This window comes from Flavobacterium hibisci (assembly GCF_020026925.1).
GTDB classification, from domain to species: Bacteria; Bacteroidota; Bacteroidia; order Flavobacteriales; family Flavobacteriaceae; genus Flavobacterium; species Flavobacterium hibisci.
This window is the reverse complement of the sequence record NZ_JAIQDW010000016.1, coordinates 57,686-79,454: the sequence shown is the minus strand read 5'-3', so window position 1 is coordinate 79,454 and position 21,769 is coordinate 57,686. Positions and strand designations below refer to the sequence as shown.

The 21,769-nt window shown below is 32.1% G+C and carries 19 protein-coding genes; 16 read left to right on the top strand and 3 right to left on the bottom strand.

Going from position 1 to position 21,769, the window contains the following annotated elements; translation table 11 throughout:
• Positions 1-3: 3 nt before the first annotated feature.
• Positions 4-183: a hypothetical protein gene (locus K8B81_RS15890; RefSeq protein ID WP_223682543.1), complete on the bottom strand. Its 180-nt coding sequence runs from the start codon at positions 181-183 to the stop codon at positions 4-6.
• A gap of 424 nt (positions 184-607) precedes the next feature.
• Between K8B81_RS15890 and K8B81_RS15885 the strand changes: the two genes are divergently transcribed.
• Complete coding sequence (locus tag K8B81_RS15885; RefSeq protein WP_223682542.1) at positions 608-2,209, top strand: Na+/H+ antiporter; 1,602 nt, start codon at positions 608-610, stop codon at positions 2,207-2,209.
• Between the two features lie 60 nt (positions 2,210-2,269).
• Here the strand turns inward: K8B81_RS15885 and K8B81_RS15880 are convergent, their stop codons facing one another.
• Both K8B81_RS15880 and K8B81_RS15875 read right to left on the bottom strand, forming a co-directional pair.
• Positions 2,270-4,720 (bottom strand): AAA family ATPase, encoded by a 2,451-nt coding sequence (locus K8B81_RS15880; RefSeq protein WP_223682541.1) that lies wholly within the window; start codon positions 4,718-4,720, stop codon positions 2,270-2,272.
• A 6-nt stretch (positions 4,721-4,726) separates the two neighbouring features.
• Positions 4,727-5,779 (bottom strand): PKD domain-containing protein, encoded by a 1,053-nt coding sequence (locus K8B81_RS15875; protein ID WP_223682540.1) that lies wholly within the window; start codon positions 5,777-5,779, stop codon positions 4,727-4,729.
• Between the two features lie 303 nt (positions 5,780-6,082).
• Here K8B81_RS15875 and K8B81_RS15870 point away from each other — a divergent pair, with 303 nt between their 5' ends.
• From K8B81_RS15870 to K8B81_RS15800, 15 genes are all read left to right on the top strand, one after another.
• Entirely contained in the window at positions 6,083-6,724 is a 642-nt protein-coding gene (locus tag K8B81_RS15870; protein WP_223682539.1) for a C40 family peptidase, read from the top strand.
• 1 nt (position 6,725) lies between these two features.
• Positions 6,726-7,652: a type VI secretion system baseplate subunit TssG gene (locus K8B81_RS15865; RefSeq protein ID WP_223682538.1), complete on the top strand. Its 927-nt coding sequence runs from the start codon at positions 6,726-6,728 to the stop codon at positions 7,650-7,652.
• A gap of 2 nt (positions 7,653-7,654) precedes the next feature.
• On the top strand, positions 7,655-8,605 hold the full coding sequence (locus K8B81_RS15860; RefSeq protein WP_223682537.1) for a TssN family type VI secretion system protein: 951 nt from the start codon (positions 7,655-7,657) through the stop codon (positions 8,603-8,605).
• Positions 8,606-8,632: 27 nt separating this feature from the next.
• Positions 8,633-9,745, top strand: a complete 1,113-nt coding sequence (locus K8B81_RS15855; protein WP_223682536.1) for a peptidoglycan-binding protein LysM — start codon at positions 8,633-8,635, stop codon at positions 9,743-9,745.
• Positions 9,746-9,749: 4 nt separating this feature from the next.
• Positions 9,750-10,247, top strand: coding sequence for a DUF4280 domain-containing protein (locus K8B81_RS15850; protein WP_223682535.1), 498 nt, complete (start codon positions 9,750-9,752; stop codon positions 10,245-10,247).
• A gap of 31 nt (positions 10,248-10,278) precedes the next feature.
• Positions 10,279-13,260, top strand: coding sequence for a glycoside hydrolase family 24 protein (locus K8B81_RS15845; RefSeq protein WP_223682534.1), 2,982 nt, complete (start codon positions 10,279-10,281; stop codon positions 13,258-13,260).
• A 52-nt stretch (positions 13,261-13,312) separates the two neighbouring features.
• Positions 13,313-14,158 carry an SH3 domain-containing protein gene (locus tag K8B81_RS15840; RefSeq protein ID WP_223682533.1) on the top strand — a complete coding sequence of 282 codons (846 nt, stop codon included), beginning with the start codon at positions 13,313-13,315 and terminating at the stop codon, positions 14,156-14,158.
• Between the two features lie 93 nt (positions 14,159-14,251).
• Positions 14,252-15,022 carry a hypothetical protein gene (locus tag K8B81_RS15835; RefSeq protein ID WP_223682532.1) on the top strand — a complete coding sequence of 257 codons (771 nt, stop codon included), beginning with the start codon at positions 14,252-14,254 and terminating at the stop codon, positions 15,020-15,022.
• A gap of 151 nt (positions 15,023-15,173) precedes the next feature.
• A complete protein-coding gene (locus K8B81_RS15830; protein ID WP_223682531.1) occupies positions 15,174-16,100 on the top strand; it encodes a hypothetical protein in 927 nt (308 codons plus the stop codon).
• Between the two features lie 172 nt (positions 16,101-16,272).
• Positions 16,273-17,436, top strand: coding sequence for a tetratricopeptide repeat protein (locus K8B81_RS15825; protein WP_223682530.1), 1,164 nt, complete (start codon positions 16,273-16,275; stop codon positions 17,434-17,436).
• A gap of 30 nt (positions 17,437-17,466) precedes the next feature.
• Entirely contained in the window at positions 17,467-18,636 is a 1,170-nt protein-coding gene (locus K8B81_RS15820) for a hypothetical protein (RefSeq protein ID WP_223682529.1), read from the top strand.
• A 21-nt stretch (positions 18,637-18,657) separates the two neighbouring features.
• Positions 18,658-19,170 carry a type VI secretion system TssO gene (gene tssO, locus K8B81_RS15815; protein ID WP_223682528.1) on the top strand — a complete coding sequence of 171 codons (513 nt, stop codon included), beginning with the start codon at positions 18,658-18,660 and terminating at the stop codon, positions 19,168-19,170.
• 52 nt (positions 19,171-19,222) lie between these two features.
• A complete protein-coding gene (locus K8B81_RS15810; protein WP_223682527.1) occupies positions 19,223-19,672 on the top strand; it encodes a hypothetical protein in 450 nt (149 codons plus the stop codon).
• 20 nt (positions 19,673-19,692) lie between these two features.
• Complete coding sequence (locus K8B81_RS15805) at positions 19,693-21,069, top strand: DUF5458 family protein (RefSeq protein WP_223682526.1); 1,377 nt, start codon at positions 19,693-19,695, stop codon at positions 21,067-21,069.
• A gap of 95 nt (positions 21,070-21,164) precedes the next feature.
• Entirely contained in the window at positions 21,165-21,695 is a 531-nt protein-coding gene (locus tag K8B81_RS15800; protein ID WP_223682525.1) for a hypothetical protein, read from the top strand.
• Positions 21,696-21,769 lie beyond the last annotated feature (74 nt).

Genomic DNA, 21,769 nt, shown 5'->3' with positions numbered 1-21,769 from the left:
CAGTTACTCAGCTGCCGGTACAAGTACAGATTCCATAAATTTTCCGGTTATGATGGTTCCTTCCTCATCTTCCCATTGGGTAATAACATTTTCAATCAGTTCAGGTTCAAAACCAATTACCTTCATGACAGGACCGCCAAACTCTTGGCGTACTTCCTGATTTTTTTTAAAAATGGAGTTCATATAATGTATCTTTTAATTTGACAGTTGTATTTTTTAAAAACATTTTACGTTGGTTTCGTTAATTAAATTAACCAACTCTGGAAATTCAAAAATAACAGCAGCAGGACTAAATCATTTATAAGATAAGGTTGTTTTTGTTATCAAATTTCAAGGTACAAAAAGAAGTAGTGAGGTAGTTGAATAGCTATAACAAAAACGGAAGTAATCTAAAGGGTCATTCACCAATAATAGGCATTGGGTTATTCCTCGTGGATTTTTAAATGTTACTAAAAATAAATACTGAGCTTCAGTTAGCATACGAAATCATATAATGCATTACTTTATTTTACAAATTATCTTCTTAAATAAAATTTTGAACGAATAGTGCCCGAAGTTTTAAAATAGTATATTCGTGCTCTTAAATAATACACCAACAACAGTAAAAATGGAAAATATTACCATAATTATTATGCTACTATTTGGGGTTGCATTCTTAAGCCTCATAAGCAAAAGATACAATTTTCCTATTCCTGTTGTGCTGGTAATTTGTGGGCTTATCATTAGTATCATCCCCGGACTTCCGGTAATTGCCCTAAGTCCTGAAGTCGTTTTTATTATCTTTCTTCCGCCACTTTTATATCATGCCGCATGGTACACCAGTTGGTCTGATTTTAAACAGGCCATTCGGCCTATTACTTTGGCTGCAGTGGGTTTAGTGCTTTTTACAACCGTTGCAGTGGCAATTGTCGCCCACATGCTTATTGATGATATTTCCTGGCCGTTGGCTTTTCTTTTAGGGGCAATTGTTTCTCCTCCTGATGCGGTTTCAGCAACTTCAATCACAAAAGGACTGGGTTTACATCCCAGATTGATTGCAATACTTGAAGGTGAAAGTCTTTTAAATGATGCCAGCGGTCTGGTGGCATATAAGTATGCACTGACAGCTATTACAGCCGGGAATTTTGTATTATGGCAGGCAGGATTGAATTTTGTCGTGATGGCAGTTCTGGGAATCGCTATTGGTTTGCTTGTAGGGTATATCATGAGCTTTATTCATAAAAGGTTTGTGTGCGATGAGGTTATCGAAGCTACTTTAACATTACTGACGCCCTTTGCTTCGTATTTAATTGCAGAACACTTTAAAGCTTCGGGGGTTCTGGCAGTAGTAGCAACCGGGCTTTTTCTTTCCGCAAGATCGGGTACGATTTTCTCGCATGAAAGCAGGATAATGACAGGAACAATCTGGAATGTTTTAACCAATATTTTAAACGGATTGATTTTTGTCTTAATTGGTTTGCAGTTGCGCCAGATTATGTCAGGAATTCAAGATTATTCCGGCTGGTCGTTATTTGTATGGGGCTTTCTGGTGAGTGTCACCGTTATTGTGGTGCGTTTTTTATGGGTGATTCCCGCAGCTTTGCTCCCCAGGATAATTAGTAAAAAGATTCGGCTTCAGGAAGAATTCGATTACCGGAACATGATTATTTTCGGCTGGTCAGGAATGCGGGGTGTGGTATCGATGGCAGCTGCTTTGGCACTTCCGCTAATGATGAACGAGATAGAAGAATTTCCTTTACGAAACCTCATTATTTATCTGGTATTTTGTGTCATACTTTCTACTTTAGTTATTCAGGGATTTAGTTTGCCATGGCTGATAAAAAAATTGAAAATTGAAAAATACTCCATTCTTGCAGAAGAATATGAGGTTCGAAATATAATCGTTTCTCAGACGATTACCCATATCGAAGATAATTTCTCTCTGATCAATGATGACTTACTCCACAATATCAAGAGCAAATATGAGGTAAAATTCAATCGTCTTCAGAAAACGGAACTTCCGGCCAATTTTTTCGGAAAAGGAAATCTGATAGGAGGTGAGATCTTCAATGATTTTACTAAACTGCAAATCGATTTACTTAATGTAGAAAGAAATAAACTCGAGTCAATGCATAAATCTGGTGCTGTCAACGAGGAAATTTTCAGAAAAATTGAGAAGGAACTGGATTTGGAAGAAACAAGATTATGGATGGAGATGTATGAAGAGTAGTCGGTGCTTTTTTTCGAAAAAAAATAAAAAGCATGATTTTAGAAACCATGCTTTAAAATTTTATACTATCAAAATATCTTCTTTAATCCATTTGACTTCTCCATTTTCTACAGCAACAATCATTTTATCGCCATCTTTTACTTCACCAGAAATTATTTTCTTTGCCAAAGGTCTTCGCAAATGACTTCTAATGATACTTTTTATAGGTCTTGCACCATATTTGGCATTATACCCATTTTCTGCAAGATGAAGTTTGGTTTCCATTGGAATTTCAACTTCGATTTTTATATTTTGGAGTAAATCAGAAAACTCTTTTTTGAGGTGGATTTCAAATATTTTTAAAGCATTTTCTTTGCTGATAGGCGCAAAAGGTACAATTTCTGTCAATCGCCCTAAAAATTCCGGTCTAAAATAATTAGCCATGATTTCCATTAGCGAAGATGAACCTGGAATCTGACCATTATTGAAGGTTTCTACAATATGATCTGACCCGATATTTGAAGTAAAAAGAATAATGGCATTAGAGAAATCGCCTTCTTTTCCAAGTCGGTCATGTAATTTTCCTTCGTCCATAATTTGAAGGAAAACATCATAAACAGAGGCATGTGCTTTTTCGATTTCATCAAATAAAACGATAGAATACGGTTTTTGCCTGATTTTATTTACCAGTAGTCCGCCTTCTTCATAACCTACATATCCCGGAGGCGCTCCATAAAGCAGGGCTGCTGAATGTTCTTCTTTAAATTCAGACATGTCAAAACGGATAATCGCATTTTCATCCTGAAAAAGAAACTCCGCCAGACTTTTGGCTAGTTCTGTTTTTCCTGTTCCAGTTGGACCTAAAAAGAAGAAGGATGCAATAGGCTGTCCTGCTTTGCTCAATCCGGATCTTGATTCTAAAATTGATCCTGCAACTGTTGCAATGCAATGGTCCTGACCTATTACCCTGCGGTTTAAAACATCTTCAATAGTATTCAGCTTTTGTTTTTCCTCTTCTTTAAGTTTACCAGCAGGGATACCTGTTTTTTGAGCAATTATAAGTGATAAATCAAAAGCTTCAATATGAATACGCTTATCAAGTGCTCTCTCTTCAAGGATATGGATAAGGCCTTCAATATGTTTAAGAATAGCTTCAGAAGTTTGAAAAGTTTGTGGTTCATTTTCATCATCTGTAATCATTAAAAATGTTGTTTTACGAATCAGATCAGAAAGAAACCATTGGTATTCTTTTAGCAACTCATCTTCAGGTAAATCATTTTCATTCTGTTTTAAAAGCGATAATTTATCCAAAAGGGATTGTTTTTCTTTTAAATAAGTTTCACCTGATGTCTTTAAAACGGACATGGTATGATCAATAAGGTTTATGGCAGATTCCGGCAGGCTTTTCTCTTTTAAATACCTTCTTGATAATCGGATTGATTCTGTAATGGTCTCGTTATCAATTTGAATTTTATGATGCTCCTGATAGGGTTTTATCGATTCGCGAATCATTCGGAATAGCGTTTCATCATTAGATTCTTCTAATTTTACAATTTCAAACATTCCTGAAAGCCCCTGTTCTTTTTCAATTCTTTTGGAATATTCTTCAATTGTAGAAGTGGCAATGATATTTAATCCTTTTGATAATTCGCCTTTCAACACGTTGGATACCCCCGAGTCGCCTCCGTTTTTATCCAGTAGAGTATGGATTTCTTCGATAATTAATATTGCTTTAGGAAATTGTTTTAATTCCTGAATACAATTTTTTAACCGGTCTTCGATTTCGCCTTTGTAAGATGCACCTGCAATTAGTGTGGATAAATCCAGTTCAAAAAGCTGTATTTTACTTAATACCTCAGGGACCTGATTTGTAATTACATTTTGAACAAGTGTATCGATTAAAATTGATTTTCCGATACCTCTGTCACCAATTAATAAAATATTAGGCTTAGAAAATCGGCACAGGATTTCCTTCATTGTATTTAACTCTGTTTCGCGGCCAATCGCCAAAATCCTTTTCTTTTTTTCAGCATTTTTGTGGATACAATATTTACTCAGGAAACCTTTTTTTACTTCCTGATGAGTATTATTAACGTTAGGCTCAGCTATTGCAAGATTTTCTAATAATTCGTTTCGGGAAATAGGATAGGTCTTCATTTGGTCGAAATTAAAACCAACTCCCGGAGAGCTCAAAGCGACTAATATCGCATAAAGACTAATTTCATCTTCACTTAAAATTCCACTTACCGATTCTGCTTCTTTTATAATTTCATCGATCAGATCACTTGGTTCAGCATCGGAAATATTTGTTGTTTTTGGCTCATCTTCCATACGGACTTCAGCCCATTCATCAAGATAGTAAACATCCTTGCCTATAGCCTCAAGACGTTTTAATAGAGATAAATCCCGGTTCAGGATGGCTTTTAACAAATGTGATGCAGAGTAAAATTTATTTGAATTGTTTTTAGCAATTTTTTTAGCAATTTCAAATGCACTGAGTAATTCTGTACTGAAAATATTTTTTTCTTCCATCCTTATTTAATCTTTAGACCAGATCAGGTATTTTTTTACTTTATAACTAATATTTAATCCTTTGATGCAATTATTTTGTTTGTCTTTGTTAAGACGAATAGATTCGATTCTTATTTTTTTTCCTTTAATGGAGGCACATAGTTGAGAAAATGTCAATAAATCAGTGTCATTTTTCACAATAGGAATATCTAAATCATCGCATAAATATTCTGAAAAATCATCTTTTACTTTACTTCCTTCAGCCACTTTATTCAGTAAAATTTCAAATTGGTCTTCAGATATATTAGGTGCTTTTTTAATTGCTACAATGCTGTCTTTTTGTGTTTTAGTCTTAGGAGCTACAGGCACGTATTGTAGCATTTCCTCAAGCGGGTCTTTTTTTGCGGCACCTCTTGGCAGTGAAAAAGCTTCTGCTTTTTTTTCGTATTCGTAAGAAGTCAGATTAAGCGGATTTGTTTTTTTTATTACTTTGGGATGTACGTAAATAATTTTTTTTGCCACTGTACCAAAGTTTCCGTTAACAACAAGGGTAACCGTTTTTTCACCTGGTGTAGAAAAGGTATATACAGGATTAGCAGAGGTATCATCAATGCCTTTATTTTCTCCAAAAGCCCATTCCCAGGTTTTAGCATCTTCAGATTCTGAATTGAAATAGGTAGGCTGTCCTGCAGTAATAATTTTTGAGACAATAATTTTAGGGGTTCCTATTTTGTCAGTTAGATATTTATCTTTAATTGTAATCTCTTTATTATGAATGCATTCCCCGTTTATGGTCAGGGTAATTAGATATTTTCCAGGTCTTTTATAAACGTGAAAGGTATGTTTTCTTACATCAGTTTCAGAGCCATCACCAAAATCCCACTTCCATGATTTTGCATTTGGTGTCTTATCAAAAAACTCAATGGATTCCTCGGTTCTTGGATTTTCTGCCAAAACATAAAATCGTACATCTTCACAATCAACGTGGTTAAAAAATTGAATTATAAAAGCAATAATTCCAATTAACAGTAGGGTCACAAAGAAAAATACAACCCTGATATCGATATTTTTTTTATTCATCTTTTTTTCGGGGGCTAATAATTAAGTAAGATATTTTTTATAAAGACGCTGGCAAAAGTAGTTTTTATTATTTTAAAATTGTAAAAAAAATACCGTAAATTTTTATAAATTTCATAACAATTCTTACAAAATATTTTCTTAGGTTTGCGACCTCAATATTTGTGAAAGGAATTATTTCACGAGTAAAAAACATATCAACTGACAAATACCACTTCAGTCAGTTCCTGATCCGAAAAGATTAATAAGTTATAAATGATTTTATCATTGCCATCAATTACATGGCATAACAATAAGTATTTTTTTATGAATAAAACAATTGTATTAGTGCTCATTATGCTCTTTGGTGTAGGATGCAGTAGTAAGAAATATATTTCTCAGGTTCCTTTTAAATATGATTATTCTTTGGAAACATTGAAAAAGCAGGCTAAAATGGAGGATTCAGGTTTGAGTAATAAAACAGTTGTAAATGATAATTCAGAGAATTTAAGTGATGCCATTCTGGCTTTAAAAGAAAAATATTCTATAGTGCTGGGTGTCATACCAAACAAGATTACGAATTACAAATTATATTCATACATAGATCCCTGGGTGAATACCCCTTATAAAGAAAAAAGTTTTTCCAGCACAGGTGTTGACTGTTCTTATTTCGTTCAGTCACTCTACAGTGAAATTTATAAAGTTACGCTTCCTAAAGACCCTGCCGGTATGTGGAAATCAAAATCAATACAGATTTTTACCGGAAGAAGCTTTTTGGCAGAAGGAGATTTGGTTTTTTTCAGATACGATAAGGATCATCCAATTTCAGATGTTGGGATATACCTCCATAATGACAGGATTTTGGCATGTACAAGCAAGGGAATGGCGATTTATAATTTTAACGACGAATATTTTCAGTTGCGATACATAGGAGCAGGAAGAATCAATGAGGACACAAAGAAAAAATAATATGAATCTTGAAGATCTTGTTCGGGAAATAGAGAATATTTCAGACGACATAAGGGCTGAAGTAATCGCTAATGAGCTTCTGGAGAATACTGCCGTTGCTCAGGACGAAATTATGATTTCTAATCAGGGACAGTTTTCACGAGCTTTCAGAAGTGATATTTTAGGTGCAGGTATTAAAGATGATAATTACGATAAACGCGAATATCTTACTATACTCTTGTCCAGAGATAGCATTTATGATACGCTGCCAGAAGGGTATATACACAGTTTAAAAGAGAACAATGCTGATAAATCTGTCCAGCAGATGATCAGGGAACATAAACACCAGAAAAAGCAGGAAGCCGAAGCACGTACTTTTTTTAGTCCTTTTGAGAATGAAATTTTTCATTACAAAACCAAAATAGAAGGTGTTGAAAGAGATTTTTTATACAAACTCAATTCAGGTAAGTCGCTAGAGTTTTTCTATGATTTTTGGGGCCTGCCGCATATTTATCCGGCAGTATTGGTTTCAAAATTTATCAGGCTTTTGCCTTATGCGTATAAAATTGTTGGCGATATTGATTTGGCATGTAAATGTTTATCAACGATTATAGAAGAAAAAGTGAATTTTGAAACCACAACATCAAAAGAACTTAGTGAAGAAGGTGAGCAGATTATATTAGGCGAAAACAGATTAGGAGTCGATTTTATCAGCGGAAAAAATTATACCGATTATTCTATGAATGTCACCATAGAAATTGGACCGATAATTAACAAACCCTTTCATAATTATATTAATGAAGGAGATATAAAAAAGTTTATAGACTGCTTTTGCGAACATTTTTTTCCGATGGAAGTAGAGGTAAAAATAGTATTGTTGATAAACAACGAAACAGAAAAGTTTAATTTTAATAATGAGCCTGTGTTGGGCTATTCAACACGATTGTAGAAATGGTAAAAAAGCATTTAGGAGCACTTATTGATGTCAGGCTCATTGTATTTTTGGTTGTAATTATAGCCGTAAGTATTTTGCTTACAATGGTTTTTAGTGATAAAGTAAAAGAATTTGCAGTAAAATATAAAAAGAAATTTTATATCTATATTTTCTCAGCTGTACTTATTTATGCTTTGGTTGGTTTTTTAGGCTACAACAAATTATTTACTGAAGTATCAGATGAATTCCTTTTTTACCAGATAGCTTCTTTACTATTCGGAACGCTTCATGTTTACTTATACCGCATTTATTTTAATGAGTTTAATCAAAAGCTGGTTGCTAATGAATTGCTGTTTTCGTGTTTGATAATGCTTTATTCGAGTGTATTGTTTATCATTATTTATACGGCATTAAGTGGTATTGGACTTACTTTTTTGATGTGTTCACACTTTCTTGTATTTATAGTTCCTACCGGAATTTACGCCGTCTTTAATTATATGATGCAGATACCTCCAAAAGAATATGTCACATGGAAAATTCCAGAAAGAGAGAACCCTTTTCCAGTAGTAGAGAATGTAGAAATGAAAGATCTTTTGTTGATTACTTTATTAATTCAAAAAGATGACAATAGCGAAACGTATACGTCTATCAGATCAAAAGGACCAGTAAGAATTGATTTTGGGGCTTTGTTTTATCATACGGTTACAGGATATAATAAACATAATGCAGAGAGTAAAATACAATTAAAGTATAAAGGAGAAAATTGCAACTGGGTGTTTTTTCTTCAGCCAAAATGGTATCAGCCAGCGAGATATGTAGATGCAAAATACACATTAGGAATGAATGGAATTACAGAAAACTCGGTTATAATCTGTAAACGACAAAAAGAAAAAAAGGTTGAAATAAACAAAAAAAGCAAGTCAGAAGATCCTGAATTTGTTTATGGAGCAAAAGCAGAAATGAATTAATAACTGTAATTTGAAATCACTTCAGCAATGTATTATATAGAAGAATCTGAGAAACCCGCATATACCAAACACCGATTTTATGAAATAAAAAAAGGCGATACGCTCGAAAGTGTGGCAGTTGATTTAGGTTTCGATGCACAAGAACTCAGACGGTATCATAATATGTATTGTGATATTTCAGATTTGATAGAAGCTGATTTTAGCAGGCATCTGGAGTTCTTGATTTTGGCGCCAACCAGAAATGAAGATGAAGAAGTTAATAAAAAGCCTAAAAAAGTCAATTTAGGAAAAAATTACAGATTGCCTTTTACGCCTGAACAAGTCGACCAAATTTATAAAGTAAAATATACTTATGATGCCGGAGACGAGATTGATGTTACAGAAATGAAGATGAGTGTAAAATGGATTGCTTCGGATAAAAACAAGTACCATCTTTTTGAAATTAGCAGAGCATCAGTTGTTTACGTAAATGGTGGAATTCCTGACACCATGATGGACGGATTGGCTGTAAAAACCGCAGAAGTTTTATATCCGTTAAAAATTGTTGTAGATGAATTTGGTGAATGGATTGATATTTATAACCATGCTGAAATAGAAAGTCGTTGGGGAAAAATTAAAAGTGAAATTTTAGATTATTATGAAGGTGAAGTAGTAGAAAAGTATATAAAACATACAGAAGATACACTTGAGAGTTCAGAGAGAGTATTGAGTTCACTACGTTCGGATTATTTTTTGAGGGCTTTTTTTAATGGTATTCATATAGGTTATACAGCTGATTATGAATTTGAGAAAGATTTGTCATTTCCGTTACAAAAAGAAACAGAATCCGTATTTAGAGTACAGCATAAAATGGCTCCCAATTTAGATGACGCGGGTTATATTAGAATAGAGCAAAAAGGAAATTATACAGATTCTGGGTTTGGTTTTTTATATGGAAATGCCCATTTAAAAGTGAATTATAGTGCCGTTTACTTTCTAAATTCGGATACTTATACTATAGAGAAAATGAATGTCGAATGCAATATTGAGAAAGTTCAGTCCATAAAAACAACAATTGAAATTGAGCTTTTGAAAATGAAAAAAAAAGATGAACTAATTGAAAATAAAAGGAGAGTAATTTTTTTAACATCTAAAAGGTAAGGTTATGAGTGCAAAACATGTAGTGGTACAAGGAGCGACCGTAAAATGTAAGTTTAGTGTAGAACCTAAGTTAGATAAACTTAAGGTAAAAACGCATAGTAAGCATTATGCGAATGACAAAGATGCTGCAAATAAACTCATAGCCACAGATAAAGAAATTGGGCAGACACTTGAGAAAAATACTTTTGGTAAATGTAAAATGCAACCCAACGGAAGTGGCGATTACCTGCCATGTCAGGCAGTAATTACAAAATGGAGTGGTTTTTATGAAAAAGTTATCTTGTCTAATAAAGGAAAAATATTACTGGAAGACAGTAAAGCCACCTGTCCTATAGGAGGTGCTGATTGTATTGAAGTAGATAAACACGGACAAAAAGCAGAAGTGGCTGAACAGAATGTAAAGAATGCCAAAACCGAAGTCCAAAAGCAAATAAACCCGATGGTAGATATAGAAGAACTATTTCAAAGGAAGCATACAGATGAAGGAATATTATATAGTTAAAAAATGATTTCACTATTTCTAAAAGCATAAAATGGCAAAGGGAGTAAAAAAAATAAAATGGGTTGGTTCTGGTGGCGTACTGGGAAATCATAGTTTGGAAGATACAATACTTTGTGTCAGACCAAACGAAGAAGCTCCGTTTGTTGTTGGCGAATGGTATAATGAAACCCCTGAAGAAGACAAAAGAAGAGACATTACATGGCTATGGATGGATCAAAAAAGAAGAACGATTTTTAAAAGAACAATAAAACCTGCGGGAATTCCTTATGGCGTTAACCTGCCAAAAAAACTCTGTGGGAATTATGCCTTTTATTTAGAAGCTAGTTTATATGGTGGACATGATCATAGAAAAACGGGACTGCATGTATATGGAAAATGTGATGAAAAAATAATCTCATCTTCCTGGAGTAAAAAAGAAAATGCAGCAGATCATAGTGCAATAAGTTATGGTGATGACTTATTCATTACATTAGAAGCAGAGGGTATAAATGGTAATTCACTAACATTACAGTTGTATAGTGCGAGAAAAACGGATAAAGCTTTAGAAACTGTAAGAACAAAATGTGTAGATGGAAGAATTAAAGCGACATTTAAAACGATGTCTTGTTATTGGGGATTTCCAGGATTGCCTGACGATGTAGAAAATTTTTATATAAAAGTAATTGATATTAAAGAAGATTACATTAAAAATGCAAGTGGAAATGACAAAATACTTTCGTTTAATATAATAAAAGCAGACAGTATAATCACAATACCAGTATTTGAAGCACCAACTAATACAGCTCCATTGACAATTGATGTAACTCCTGTTGAGGAAATAGTAAGAACAGAAGGTATTGTCACGGCTTATTTTGCTAAAGAAGAATTTTCTTTGGAAACTTCAGAGGCTGTGGGTCAGCATGAATACGTTTTTAAAACTAAAAATGCTCCTATCGACAGAGATAAGGCAGCAAAAATCATCAAACAACGAGTAGATGCACAAGTAAAAGCAGATAAAAAATATGCCAAACTTGATGATATTAAAAATGCATTGACTGAAAATAATTATGATATTGGGGACCCTGTTTCTTTTGATCTGTACAAGTTAGGAGCAAACTATATAAAAATAAATAATGCCCCGCTAGAAGAGGAAGTATATGTGGTTGCTAAAACATTTTTATTGGATGGAAAAGAAGTTTCTATTACAATAAAAGAAAAAGAAGCCATTATGGTGGATGCTGATGCAGCTGTACCTGTTTTAGAAGCCAAAGAAGATGGAGCAGAACTGACAACACTAAAAGCAACCGTTGAAAACGGCATAGCAAAGGTAAAAGTGAAATTGCGCCCAAAAGCAGATGAAGATTTAAAAGTATGGAAAGAAAAACTGCTTAAAGGAAAAAAAGAAGAAACTTACACTTATACATTTAAAAGTGAAAAAACAACTATTACAGATGACAATAAAAATAAATTTGCAGGAATAATACTAAAAAATGCAAAAGAAGGAAAACAAGGCAATACCAAGATAGCAACCGGAAAAACAGCCTTTGCAGACGATGTAGAAAAAGCTTTAGTAAGCAAAGATTATATTAGTGGTGACACGATTAGTTTTGATATTTACAAAACACAAGCCGAAAGTCTTTGGTTAAAAGCCGAATGCCAGGGTGAGACTGTAAAACACGAAAAGGAATTTTTGAAAAGAGATGGGGAGTATTTTGTGATTGGAAAGAAATGTGAGTGTGAAGCGCGAATAAGAGCGTTTATGAGAATGTTGAGAGTAGGTGAGGGAACAGGAGAATTAATAAAATCTTATGATTACAATAAAAAAGAAACAATATATATTCCTCATGACTTTCAAAAAGGATATACTACAGCATTTGGAGGTAACGAGATAACAGATTTAAGTACGCATCCAAACAAAGTTTATAGTGGTGGATCAAGTGCAGCCGGAGCTTATCAGATAATGGGATATACTTATGCTTGGTTAGGAGGAAGTAAATTAGAATGGACAGGTAAATATTTTAAAGTACTAGATGTCTACGAATCATATCATGATTATAGAAAAACATATAATATTATAGATTATCAACCCGAATCTCAAGATAAATTATGTATTTGTCTTATGAAAGATAGGAAAGGGATGTTGGAATTGATTATAGATGGAAAAATAGAAGAAGCTATAAGGAAATTTGGCAGTTCAATTTATGCAAGTTTGCCACATGAAGGAGATAATAGCAAATATGAATTAAATGGTAAACCACAACCAGCAACTCCTATGGATAAATGTTTATCACATTATGAAACATTTTTGAAACAAGAATTAGCAGATAAAAGCAACTTACACTTAAAAAAAGGTTTTCTAAAAGATTTCAAGATTGAATGTTGTAATAAAAATGAAATAAAACCTCTGGAAGGAAAAGGATGGAACATTGACATTCATTTATGGTCAAATAGAAAGGATATGGGTTATGGTATTCTTGTATTAAAAAATGATAATAATCAAGAAGTTTGGAGAACAATTGTCAGAGCTCAAGGATATTCAAATAAAATTGGTGAAAGTAGAACACAAAAATATGGAGATACTCCAACAGGAGTATATAAATTTGAAAATTGGAGAAATGATGGTAGTAGTGAAATTTATGGATCTAATCATAGATTGGATATGACTTATGAATCTGGTGAGGCTAAAGCAATAGGAAGAGAAGAAATTCAAATTCACGGAGGAAGACAAGCCAATGAATCAAATCCTTATTTATGGAACACAGGTGGGTGTTTAAGAGTTTTTGATGATGCCATAGCTACGCTTAAAAAAAAGGTTGAAAATTTAGAAAAAAAATCTAATAAAAAGGAAAATCACTTGATTAATGTTGATCATACTTTGAAATACGATACAGTTTCTAAAAAGTATTTTACTCCTGATGATTATTTGGAAGTTATAGAGAATCCAGAAAATGAGGACATATTAAAAAAAGGAATAACAAATAATAAATATTACAAAAATGAATCGAATTATTATACTGATAATCTTACTGATTAATTTTATATCCTGCAATTCTCAACAAGGGAAAGACATCTCTAATTTTCAAAAATTGAATAGAATTCAATTTCAAATAGATAATCATACAACAAATGAAAAATCGTATACTACTTTGGATTCATTAAGGAAAGTTGTCGATGGTGCTGATGCTGAGCTTTATGTTGAAACTTACAAAAATGCAATTATTTATGACACTAATAAACTTTTAAATTACTTAGAAAAAAAACATCAAAAAATTGATGAAAATGTTTTGGCTTTTTTTAAACAAGATGAAAAAACATTTAAATTAATTGATGAGAAATTAAAAAGTAACAAAAATATCAAAAAAGGTTATATAAAAGACTCTGATGGCTATACAAATCTTAGAAAAGATAAAAATAAAAATTCTGAAATAATTCAAAAAGTTATTCAAAATGAAGAGATTACAATATTAGATGATTCTGATGATTGGTATTTAGTAGAAACAAAAGAAAAAAATAAAGGTTATATACACAATTCAAGAATTATAAATGATTTAAAAAATTTAGCAATAATAGATATTTCACCAAAATGGTATGGGAAATACTTTGTCGATATTTCTAGCACTCAAGAATATTTACAAACTATTGAACTTAATTTAACTTCTGATAGTTGCCTTTTTAAGGTAACAAGCCTTGCTGAAAATAAAGAGTATCAATTAGAAGTAATTGAAAAACATGAAAAACTATATTTAAAATATAAAAGACTAATTAAGTTTGAATCTACTTATATTGAAAATGATAACAAATTAGCAGAAGAAAAAGAATTTGGATATTTAATATATGATGGTAAAAAATATTTATGGATTTCTCCATATTTAGATTATACCTATTCTGATGGTAAAAAAGAAAAATATATTCTTAGGAAACATAAATTATAATCCGCAATATCGGGGAGCAAGAGAAATTAGATCAACAAACTGAAGCTAAGCAAGGAAAGATAATAGAATTTGAAGGACAAAATAAGTTGAATTATGATAATATGGAAAATTTCAAAAATTAAAATCTTTATGAGGGTAATAACAAAAATATTTTTTCTATTTGCATTTTTTGCATTATTTAATTGTAAAAATAAAGAGTCAGATAGAAAGCAATCTTCGATCCTTGTAGAAAAAAAAGCAAAAGAAAATTCATCAATTCCTGTGAAAATCTTATTGTCCGAAAATGAGTTTATAACAGAAATATTTTTTGAAACCGATTTAATCAATTTCCGCATATATTATTTAAAGGATAAAGAGACAAGTTATTTAGAAGTTGAACAATCTAATAATTATAGTTCTGTAGATTTTTGTATCAATACATCTTCAATGGAAGAAGCCAAGAATCAATTCAAGCTTTTTAAAGAGGATTCTTTTTATTATTTAATGATTCCTACTTGTACGGAAGAATTACCAACTTTTCATGTAGTTAAATTTGATGCGTCAAATAATTTCAATGATTTAGGTATTTATACTTTTAAATATAATGAGAAAATCTTTAGTCTCGGAAAGTTCAATGATATTAATTATTCATTATTAAATCAAAATAATGAAGTTATTATTAAAGGTAAGTTATCAGAAGAGAATTTTTATTTATATAAAATAACAGATTTTAGAAACAAAACAGAAGTCACTTCTGATGATCTTACTCTTATAAATGAATTATCAAGTAAGAATAGAAGTAGTCCCCCGCTCCCGCACGAATCCTTTCGTGTGGCGTTTGCTGATAAAAGTCTAGTTTTAAAAAGATTTATTATATTAAAATGAGTAGAAATTATAAATTTCATAATCCTGAAGGCAATATCGTTTTAGTAAAATGTAAATCCGACTAATGAATAGGTTCATTTTTTAATCAATCATAGTAATTGAATAGGAATGGATTACAATCCACGCTATCGGGGCAGTAAAATTTACAATTATGAAATACATTCAATACATTTTTTTGTTAATTCTATTATCCTTTTGCAAAGACGATAAGATGAATTCTGTGTCAAGTTTGCCGAAAGTTGATATTAAAACAAAAAAGGACAAGCCAATTAATTCAAATTATTCTCAAATTCCAATAAATTGTGATGGTGAACAATTTGCTCCGACGAATTGTGGGAATAATGGAAAGAATTTATTTTATAAATTTTCTGTTGCTAATAATAAATCATTTATTGAATTTAAATATAAAAATGAAACTTTTAATCATTCACTTACCGAATCCATTTCAGAGTTAGGTATTAATAGTTTTCTCTTTGAAAATGAATCAAAAATGATTTTAATTATAGATTCTTTTTTAGAATATGGACATACTTTTTATGTTTATCAATTTAATATAGATACTATAAAATATATTGGCAGTAAAAGCTTTGATGTGAAACTTGATAAAAATGAAATAGAATTAAAATATAATTTCAATGTATCAGAAACAAATAATAAGCTGATATTAAAATTAGGTAGTGGATATGATGATATAAATTTAAATATAAGTGACTCTTTCATATTACCTATAAAAGACAATTTAGGGCATAAAGAGTCACAGATCGAAGACAAATGGTTTGGGATATATAAAGGATCCTTTTTGCAATTTAAAGAAGAATATAATGACCCAAGAAGTTGGGCAACTGTTTATATAAATATAACTAAAGACTCTTTAATATACGAATTACATAGTCTAAGAGAAGAAAGTTCAAAATTAGAACTAATTAACAAAGAAACAAATTCGTTAACATTCAAAATGAATAATGGAAGTACTTTAAAAATATCTAATATAAATAATGGTGAAAAATATATATTAGAAGGTTCGCAAATGGTTAAATTAATTAAAGATGAGTCTAGTCTCGACTTAACTAAGGAATAAAATTAAACCCGATAGCACAAATTTGCAATTCGTCCTCACAAAGTAAATTGAATTAATAATTAAAAAAATTTAAGATTAAACCTGTTTAATATAAAAAATTAACCCAAAAAATCTTTAAATAAAAACCTTTAACACACATATGATACAAGTAATTTTTTAATAAAAAAACATAATGAAATTTAAATTAACAATCTTTTTTTTAGCTCTTGCTTTTAGCAATAAGGTAAGCGCACAAAATATATATGTACAGGTATTGTCAGCAGTTGAGAAAGATAAAGTGATTAGTAATGCAGAAGTAATGATTCAGAGAAATGGTGAATCATCGGCAAAGAGTTTGACAAATAATCAGGGTCGAACCACAATCAATAGTGGATTTCCGGATGATTCAAACACATTATTGATTATCAAAAAAGACAACTATTCAAGTTTAGTGGTAAAATGTCCTTGCAACGATATGACGTATGCACTGAGTCCATACATGAAAAATCTTGATGGAATGAGAATAGTGTTGAACTGGGGAAAATATCCCTCTGATTTAGATTCACATCTTACTTTTCCCGGAAATCATATCTTTTTTCAACAAAAGGAAGGAAGCCTGGCAAATCTGGACGTAGATGATACTGATAGCTACGGACCGGAAACCATAACAATTGAAAACAAAAAGTTTGGAGAAACCTATCATTATTTTGTACATGATTATTCCAATAAGAATGACCTGGATTCATATAAACTTTCTGCAAGCGAAGCAAAAGTATTTGTTTACGTAGGGCAGTCATTAGTTAAAACGTATTACATGCCAAAAAATAAAAAAGGAAATGTCTGGAATTTATTTAAGATAAATGAGAATGGGGAAATTATAGATATAAATAATATTATTTCTAAAACGACACAGGAAGTTGGTATAGGTGGAAATTCTAGTGATGATAGAGAAGAAGAGATTTATGTGTCTAATGAAGATAAGAAAAGAGCTCTTCAATTGAACCAAAAGGGAGATTTGGCCTATCAAAATAAAGATGTAGATACAGCTTTAGAATTTTACAAGCAAGCCATAGAATACTATCCAACATTTGGTCAGGCATACGGAAATTTAGGTCTTATGTATATCAAAAAAGGGTATAAGGCAGAAGCGATTTACGCAAACAGAAAAGCAATAACGTATGCTTCGGGTAATTCAATTAACACCACAAAAGCCAGTGCTTATTACAATATTGCTAAGATTTTTGAAAACGAAAATGATTTTGAAGAAGCACTAAACTACTACAAACTCGCCAAAGAATTAAAAGAAAATACGGTTTATGATAATGCCATTATTCGGGTTAAAGGAAAAATGCAATAAAGGTTTGTTTAAAAGAAAAACATAAAATATATGATAGAAAAATTAAATCATTTTCCCGTAAACTGGATAGACGGGATGAAAATAAACAAAAGCCATTTCTTGTCCATGCAGAACAATGTTTCTGAATTGGTAAATGATGCAATAGGAATTCATACCACACCGATGAGTTACGGTTTATTGTATTCAGGAAATCAAAATAAGGAGGCTACCAAAATCACACTCGGAATCGACAATCACAAATTACTGCGCGTTCGCGTAGAAGAATGTCATGCCATTACTCCAAATGGATCCAGAATTGAAATTAGCAGGAGTAGTACAGATACATTAGATCTTCAGGTTCCGTATCCGGAAGACACTTATGAAATAAAAGATGGAGAACAATTGGTTTTATTGGCTTGTATTTCGGTAAACTCGAAGAAAAGGATTCCGTTTGGAGAGCCCGATCCTGAAGAGGTTCCGCCAAGATATCCATACACGCAACCTGAATATAAACTTCATTTAATTAAAGCTGAGGAATTTCGTTCCGGAATAGGGTATGGTGGTTTTTATCTGGCTATTGGTAAAGTTATAATTGGGGATAACACAATCCTTGATGAAAATTATATTCCGCCATCGGTAACTGTTGCCTGCCATCCAAAACTGGTTGATATGCACGCACAGATTGCACGTACGTTTGGCCAGATCGAAATTTATTCGGTTCAGATTTCTCAAAAAATTAATCGTATTCAGCAATCTGGAATTTTACCTCAGACGGTAATTCAGTTAACAGATACAACCAGTTATTATTTAGGAAGTTGTCTTACACAGTTTCGTTGGTTCGCTTTGCATCAGCATCCTGCAGCAATGCTGACTACCGTAGTATCATTTGCAAGAGTCATCAAAAATTTTATTGATTCAAAATCGGGAGCGGGTAAAGAAGAACTGCTTAACTATTTCGCCGAATGGTGTGATATATCACAAGGGGAGTTGGAAATGCTTTTTGCATCCCTTATTAACTCCGGATACGATCATGTGCATATCGATAAAACGGCAACGCTGGTCATGAACTTCCTGGTTAAGATTGAAAAGTTATACGAGACCTTAAACAAACTGGATTATATAGGTAAGAAGAAAGAAAATATCGAGTTGTTTGTTGCCGAAACAGATCAGAAAGATATTCTTCATACTTCTAAAAGACACAGTTTCTTCATAAAAGATTAAAAACAATTACGAATAACAAATATGGAAGTATTAAATAAACAAGAACGTCAAAAAGCATTTATAGCTTTTTTAATAGCATTTATCCTGACTTTTTCAGTGATGTTAATTGCTGTATCATTTAATTTTTATATGCCAAAAGCAGAAAATAAATTGCTTAAGGCAGAAAACGAAATGATGAAAAGGGAATATGATTACCAAACTAACTTTTCGGTAAAAATTGACAGTATCAGGATGACGATTGATTCGATTAATTCGCCAAAAGTTGATAATGATTTTCAGCAACGACTGGCGAATGTTATGATTGCCAATATGTATCAGAAAATCCCAAAAGATACGACAGACAATAAAAAGCTGTATAACAATATCATTCTAGCATATAAAAATATTATCGACTATAAAAAACAGATTAGAGGCCTTACACATAACTCACACCTTATTGACAGTTTGAACCAATCGGCAAAAACCTATAAAGAAGAGCTGGAAAAAGTAAGCAGGGATCTGGACGTCTGCCGCCAGATTTATCAAAATCAATAATTAGAATTAGAGTAAAAAGAATTAATAGAATAATCACTAAAAATTAAAAATTATGTTATCAAATTATGGAATTGGAGGTAATGAAGTAAAATTAGATGCTGATGAAGCCATCAGTGCTATTCCTCAAAACAGAACACTTATTGCTCAGAAATTAACGGTTGATGCGCCTATTAAACCAGAGTTGGTTGAAGGAATCACAAGTATCGAAAAAGCATTTGAACACTTTAAACCACAAGTAAAGGTGAACTTTGAAACTGCTGAAGGAGCAACAAAAGTGGAAGCTTTAAATTTTAAAAACTTGGGAGATTTTGGAATAAAAGGAATTACATCACAAAGTAACTTTTTATCTGAACTGGAAACAGAAAAAGACCAGTATCAAAAAATCATCCGTCAGTTAAAATCTAACAAAATCCTGAAAGCGGCTTTAGAAGACGGAGAAGCAAAAAAAGCCTTATTAGAAAGTCTTGGAACGCTTATCAATGAACTAAAACAAAATAAATAAAATTTTAAAAATACGAAGAGATGTCAAATAAAGAAGCATATAAAAATAACGACGGAGATACTGCAGTATTAGAACCTAGAGTAATTGCCGGAGCAGGTTCAATTGAAAAAAATGTTGAAAAACTGGCTAAGTACGGCGGTTTTGATTTACTGGAAATGTCAATTGAAGGAATTCAGAATCTTAATCCGGAGAGAAAAGCAAGAAGAAAAATCTTCCTTGGAGAAGTAAACAAAGCAAAAGAAAGAGAAACACTTTTAAAGACTTTAGAATTATGGTCTTCAGTTTTAAGCAGCAACGAAGCTTTGACTGATATGGTGGCACAAAGTGAAGACAAAAGCAAAGAGTCTGAAGCATTGTTGAAAAAGAACCTTGCTAAAGCGGTTGAAGATACAAGGGAAATCGAAGCAGCTTACAGAACAGTTGCCTTGTTCTTCAAGAACACGGAAACAGATAAAGTGAAAAATGTAACGATCGTAAATGCTGATTTAGAGCAATTAAAGGATCTTGATAACACGCGTTTTATCGATGCAATTCATGGTGAACTGGTAGACAATTACGATCGTTTAGATCTTAAAAATAACTACGGTATTTTGGTAATTCCAGGCTATTTAGGTTCAAATAAAGTAATCGAAAAATGGGCAAAAATTGCACATGAAAATAAAGTAATGCTGGTTACCGATTTCGAACACCTTGACGAACCGGATGATGTAATGGAAATGTTTGATGCGGCTTCTTTAACAGGTGGAGATGTGTACCGTTCTAATGTAATTATGACTTGTAACTGGTTAGTAGGACGTGGCAGATTTGACCAGATTGGTGAAAATGAAGACTTACACATAGCTCCTTCTGCAGCACTTGCCGGAAAAATTTACAAAACGTTGATGTCTCAGGTTACAGCTGGTAAAAAATTCGGTGGAATCAATGAAGTTGACGGAGTAAAATTTGATCTTAAGAAAAGTGAAATTGCGAACCTTGAAAACTTAGGACTGGTTCCTATGGTAAACGAGTACGGAAAAGTAATGGCTTTCTCTGCCAAAACATTATTCAGCGGTGATAATTTAGGATTACAGACCTATTCAGTTGTTCGTGTTTTTGATTATGTGACCAAAGTATTAATGGATTTCCTTAATCGTCGTGCTTTCGAAAACTTTACAGCAAAAACGCGTAAAGAAATCATGAATCAGATTGTAGCTTTCCTTGACGGAATCACAGGTCCTGATAAATTGATTGAAAATTTTGAAATCCGCAGATTCGAGCAGGATCCAATTCAGAAAGACAGAATTTATATGGATATCCATATGAAACCTTATTTCCCTGCAAAAAACTTCCTTATCAAAATGGATGGACACAAAGGAGATGACGGAGCTGAATGGGATACAGATTACGAACAAAAATAATAGTAATAGCTCTATAAAAAGGAAACATATTTTTATGTTTCCTTTTTAAACAAAACATTGATCTTTTGAATGGTCAAACCAAATAATTCAAATTTATGAACCTACTGAAAATTTTTCTTGCAGTCACTGTATTGTTAACAGCTTCAAATTCGGTTAAAGCTCAAAAAATGCCTGTACTAAGTGAAATAAACTGCCCTGTTTCGCAAAATGATTTGTTGCTTTCGGGGAAACTTTTTGCAAGTGCACCTCCAATTTTGTTGAGAGTTTTTAATGAAGATTCTGAATATGCGGTATTGCAGCTTGGGAAAAGAAAAGGTAGTTTGTATCTATACTTTAAAATATTTACAGATAATGTTTGTGTAAAGCAGGAACAGCCATTAGAACTTTATTTCAAAAATGGAGATATGTATATTTTAAATAATTCATTTTCAGTAAATTGTGACGGTACGGCTGTTATGGAACTCACAGGTGCAGATATAAAAAAGCTTAATGCTAACACCATTAATTCGATAAAATTTTACACGCTTAAAAGAGATTATGAATTTAGTCCGAGTGCTGTCGATAATGAGAATTTCAAACATTATCTCAATTGTTTGAAAGTATATAAAATTAGAAAAAAGAGTTAGCTTAAAATTTCAGATAGTTTATAGATAAGCTTTCTTTTTATAAAATTAAAATTCATCACCTAAATAGCTAAAAT

Coding starts and splice junctions, on each gene's coding strand:
- K8B81_RS15845 (WP_223682534.1), top strand. CDS start 10,279: ATGGCAAAGGGAGTAAAAAAAATAAAATGGGTTGGTTCTGGTGGCGTA.
- K8B81_RS15870 (WP_223682539.1), top strand. CDS start 6,083: ATGAATAAAACAATTGTATTAGTGCTCATTATGCTCTTTGGTGTAGGA.
- K8B81_RS15800 (WP_223682525.1), top strand. CDS start 21,165: ATGAACCTACTGAAAATTTTTCTTGCAGTCACTGTATTGTTAACAGCT.
- K8B81_RS15820 (WP_223682529.1), top strand. CDS start 17,467: ATGATAGAAAAATTAAATCATTTTCCCGTAAACTGGATAGACGGGATG.
- K8B81_RS15875 (WP_223682540.1), bottom strand. CDS start 5,779: ATGAATAAAAAAAATATCGATATCAGGGTTGTATTTTTCTTTGTGACC.
- K8B81_RS15850 (WP_223682535.1), top strand. CDS start 9,750: ATGAGTGCAAAACATGTAGTGGTACAAGGAGCGACCGTAAAATGTAAG.
- K8B81_RS15805 (WP_223682526.1), top strand. CDS start 19,693: ATGTCAAATAAAGAAGCATATAAAAATAACGACGGAGATACTGCAGTA.
- tssO (WP_223682528.1), top strand. CDS start 18,658: ATGGAAGTATTAAATAAACAAGAACGTCAAAAAGCATTTATAGCTTTT.
- K8B81_RS15855 (WP_223682536.1), top strand. CDS start 8,633: ATGTATTATATAGAAGAATCTGAGAAACCCGCATATACCAAACACCGA.
- K8B81_RS15860 (WP_223682537.1), top strand. CDS start 7,655: ATGGTAAAAAAGCATTTAGGAGCACTTATTGATGTCAGGCTCATTGTA.
- K8B81_RS15890 (WP_223682543.1), bottom strand. CDS start 183: ATGAACTCCATTTTTAAAAAAAATCAGGAAGTACGCCAAGAGTTTGGC.
- K8B81_RS15865 (WP_223682538.1), top strand. CDS start 6,726: ATGAATCTTGAAGATCTTGTTCGGGAAATAGAGAATATTTCAGACGAC.
- K8B81_RS15825 (WP_223682530.1), top strand. CDS start 16,273: ATGAAATTTAAATTAACAATCTTTTTTTTAGCTCTTGCTTTTAGCAAT.
- K8B81_RS15885 (WP_223682542.1), top strand. CDS start 608: ATGGAAAATATTACCATAATTATTATGCTACTATTTGGGGTTGCATTC.
- K8B81_RS15880 (WP_223682541.1), bottom strand. CDS start 4,720: ATGGAAGAAAAAAATATTTTCAGTACAGAATTACTCAGTGCATTTGAA.
- K8B81_RS15835 (WP_223682532.1), top strand. CDS start 14,252: ATGATAATATGGAAAATTTCAAAAATTAAAATCTTTATGAGGGTAATA.
- K8B81_RS15830 (WP_223682531.1), top strand. CDS start 15,174: ATGAAATACATTCAATACATTTTTTTGTTAATTCTATTATCCTTTTGC.
- K8B81_RS15810 (WP_223682527.1), top strand. CDS start 19,223: ATGTTATCAAATTATGGAATTGGAGGTAATGAAGTAAAATTAGATGCT.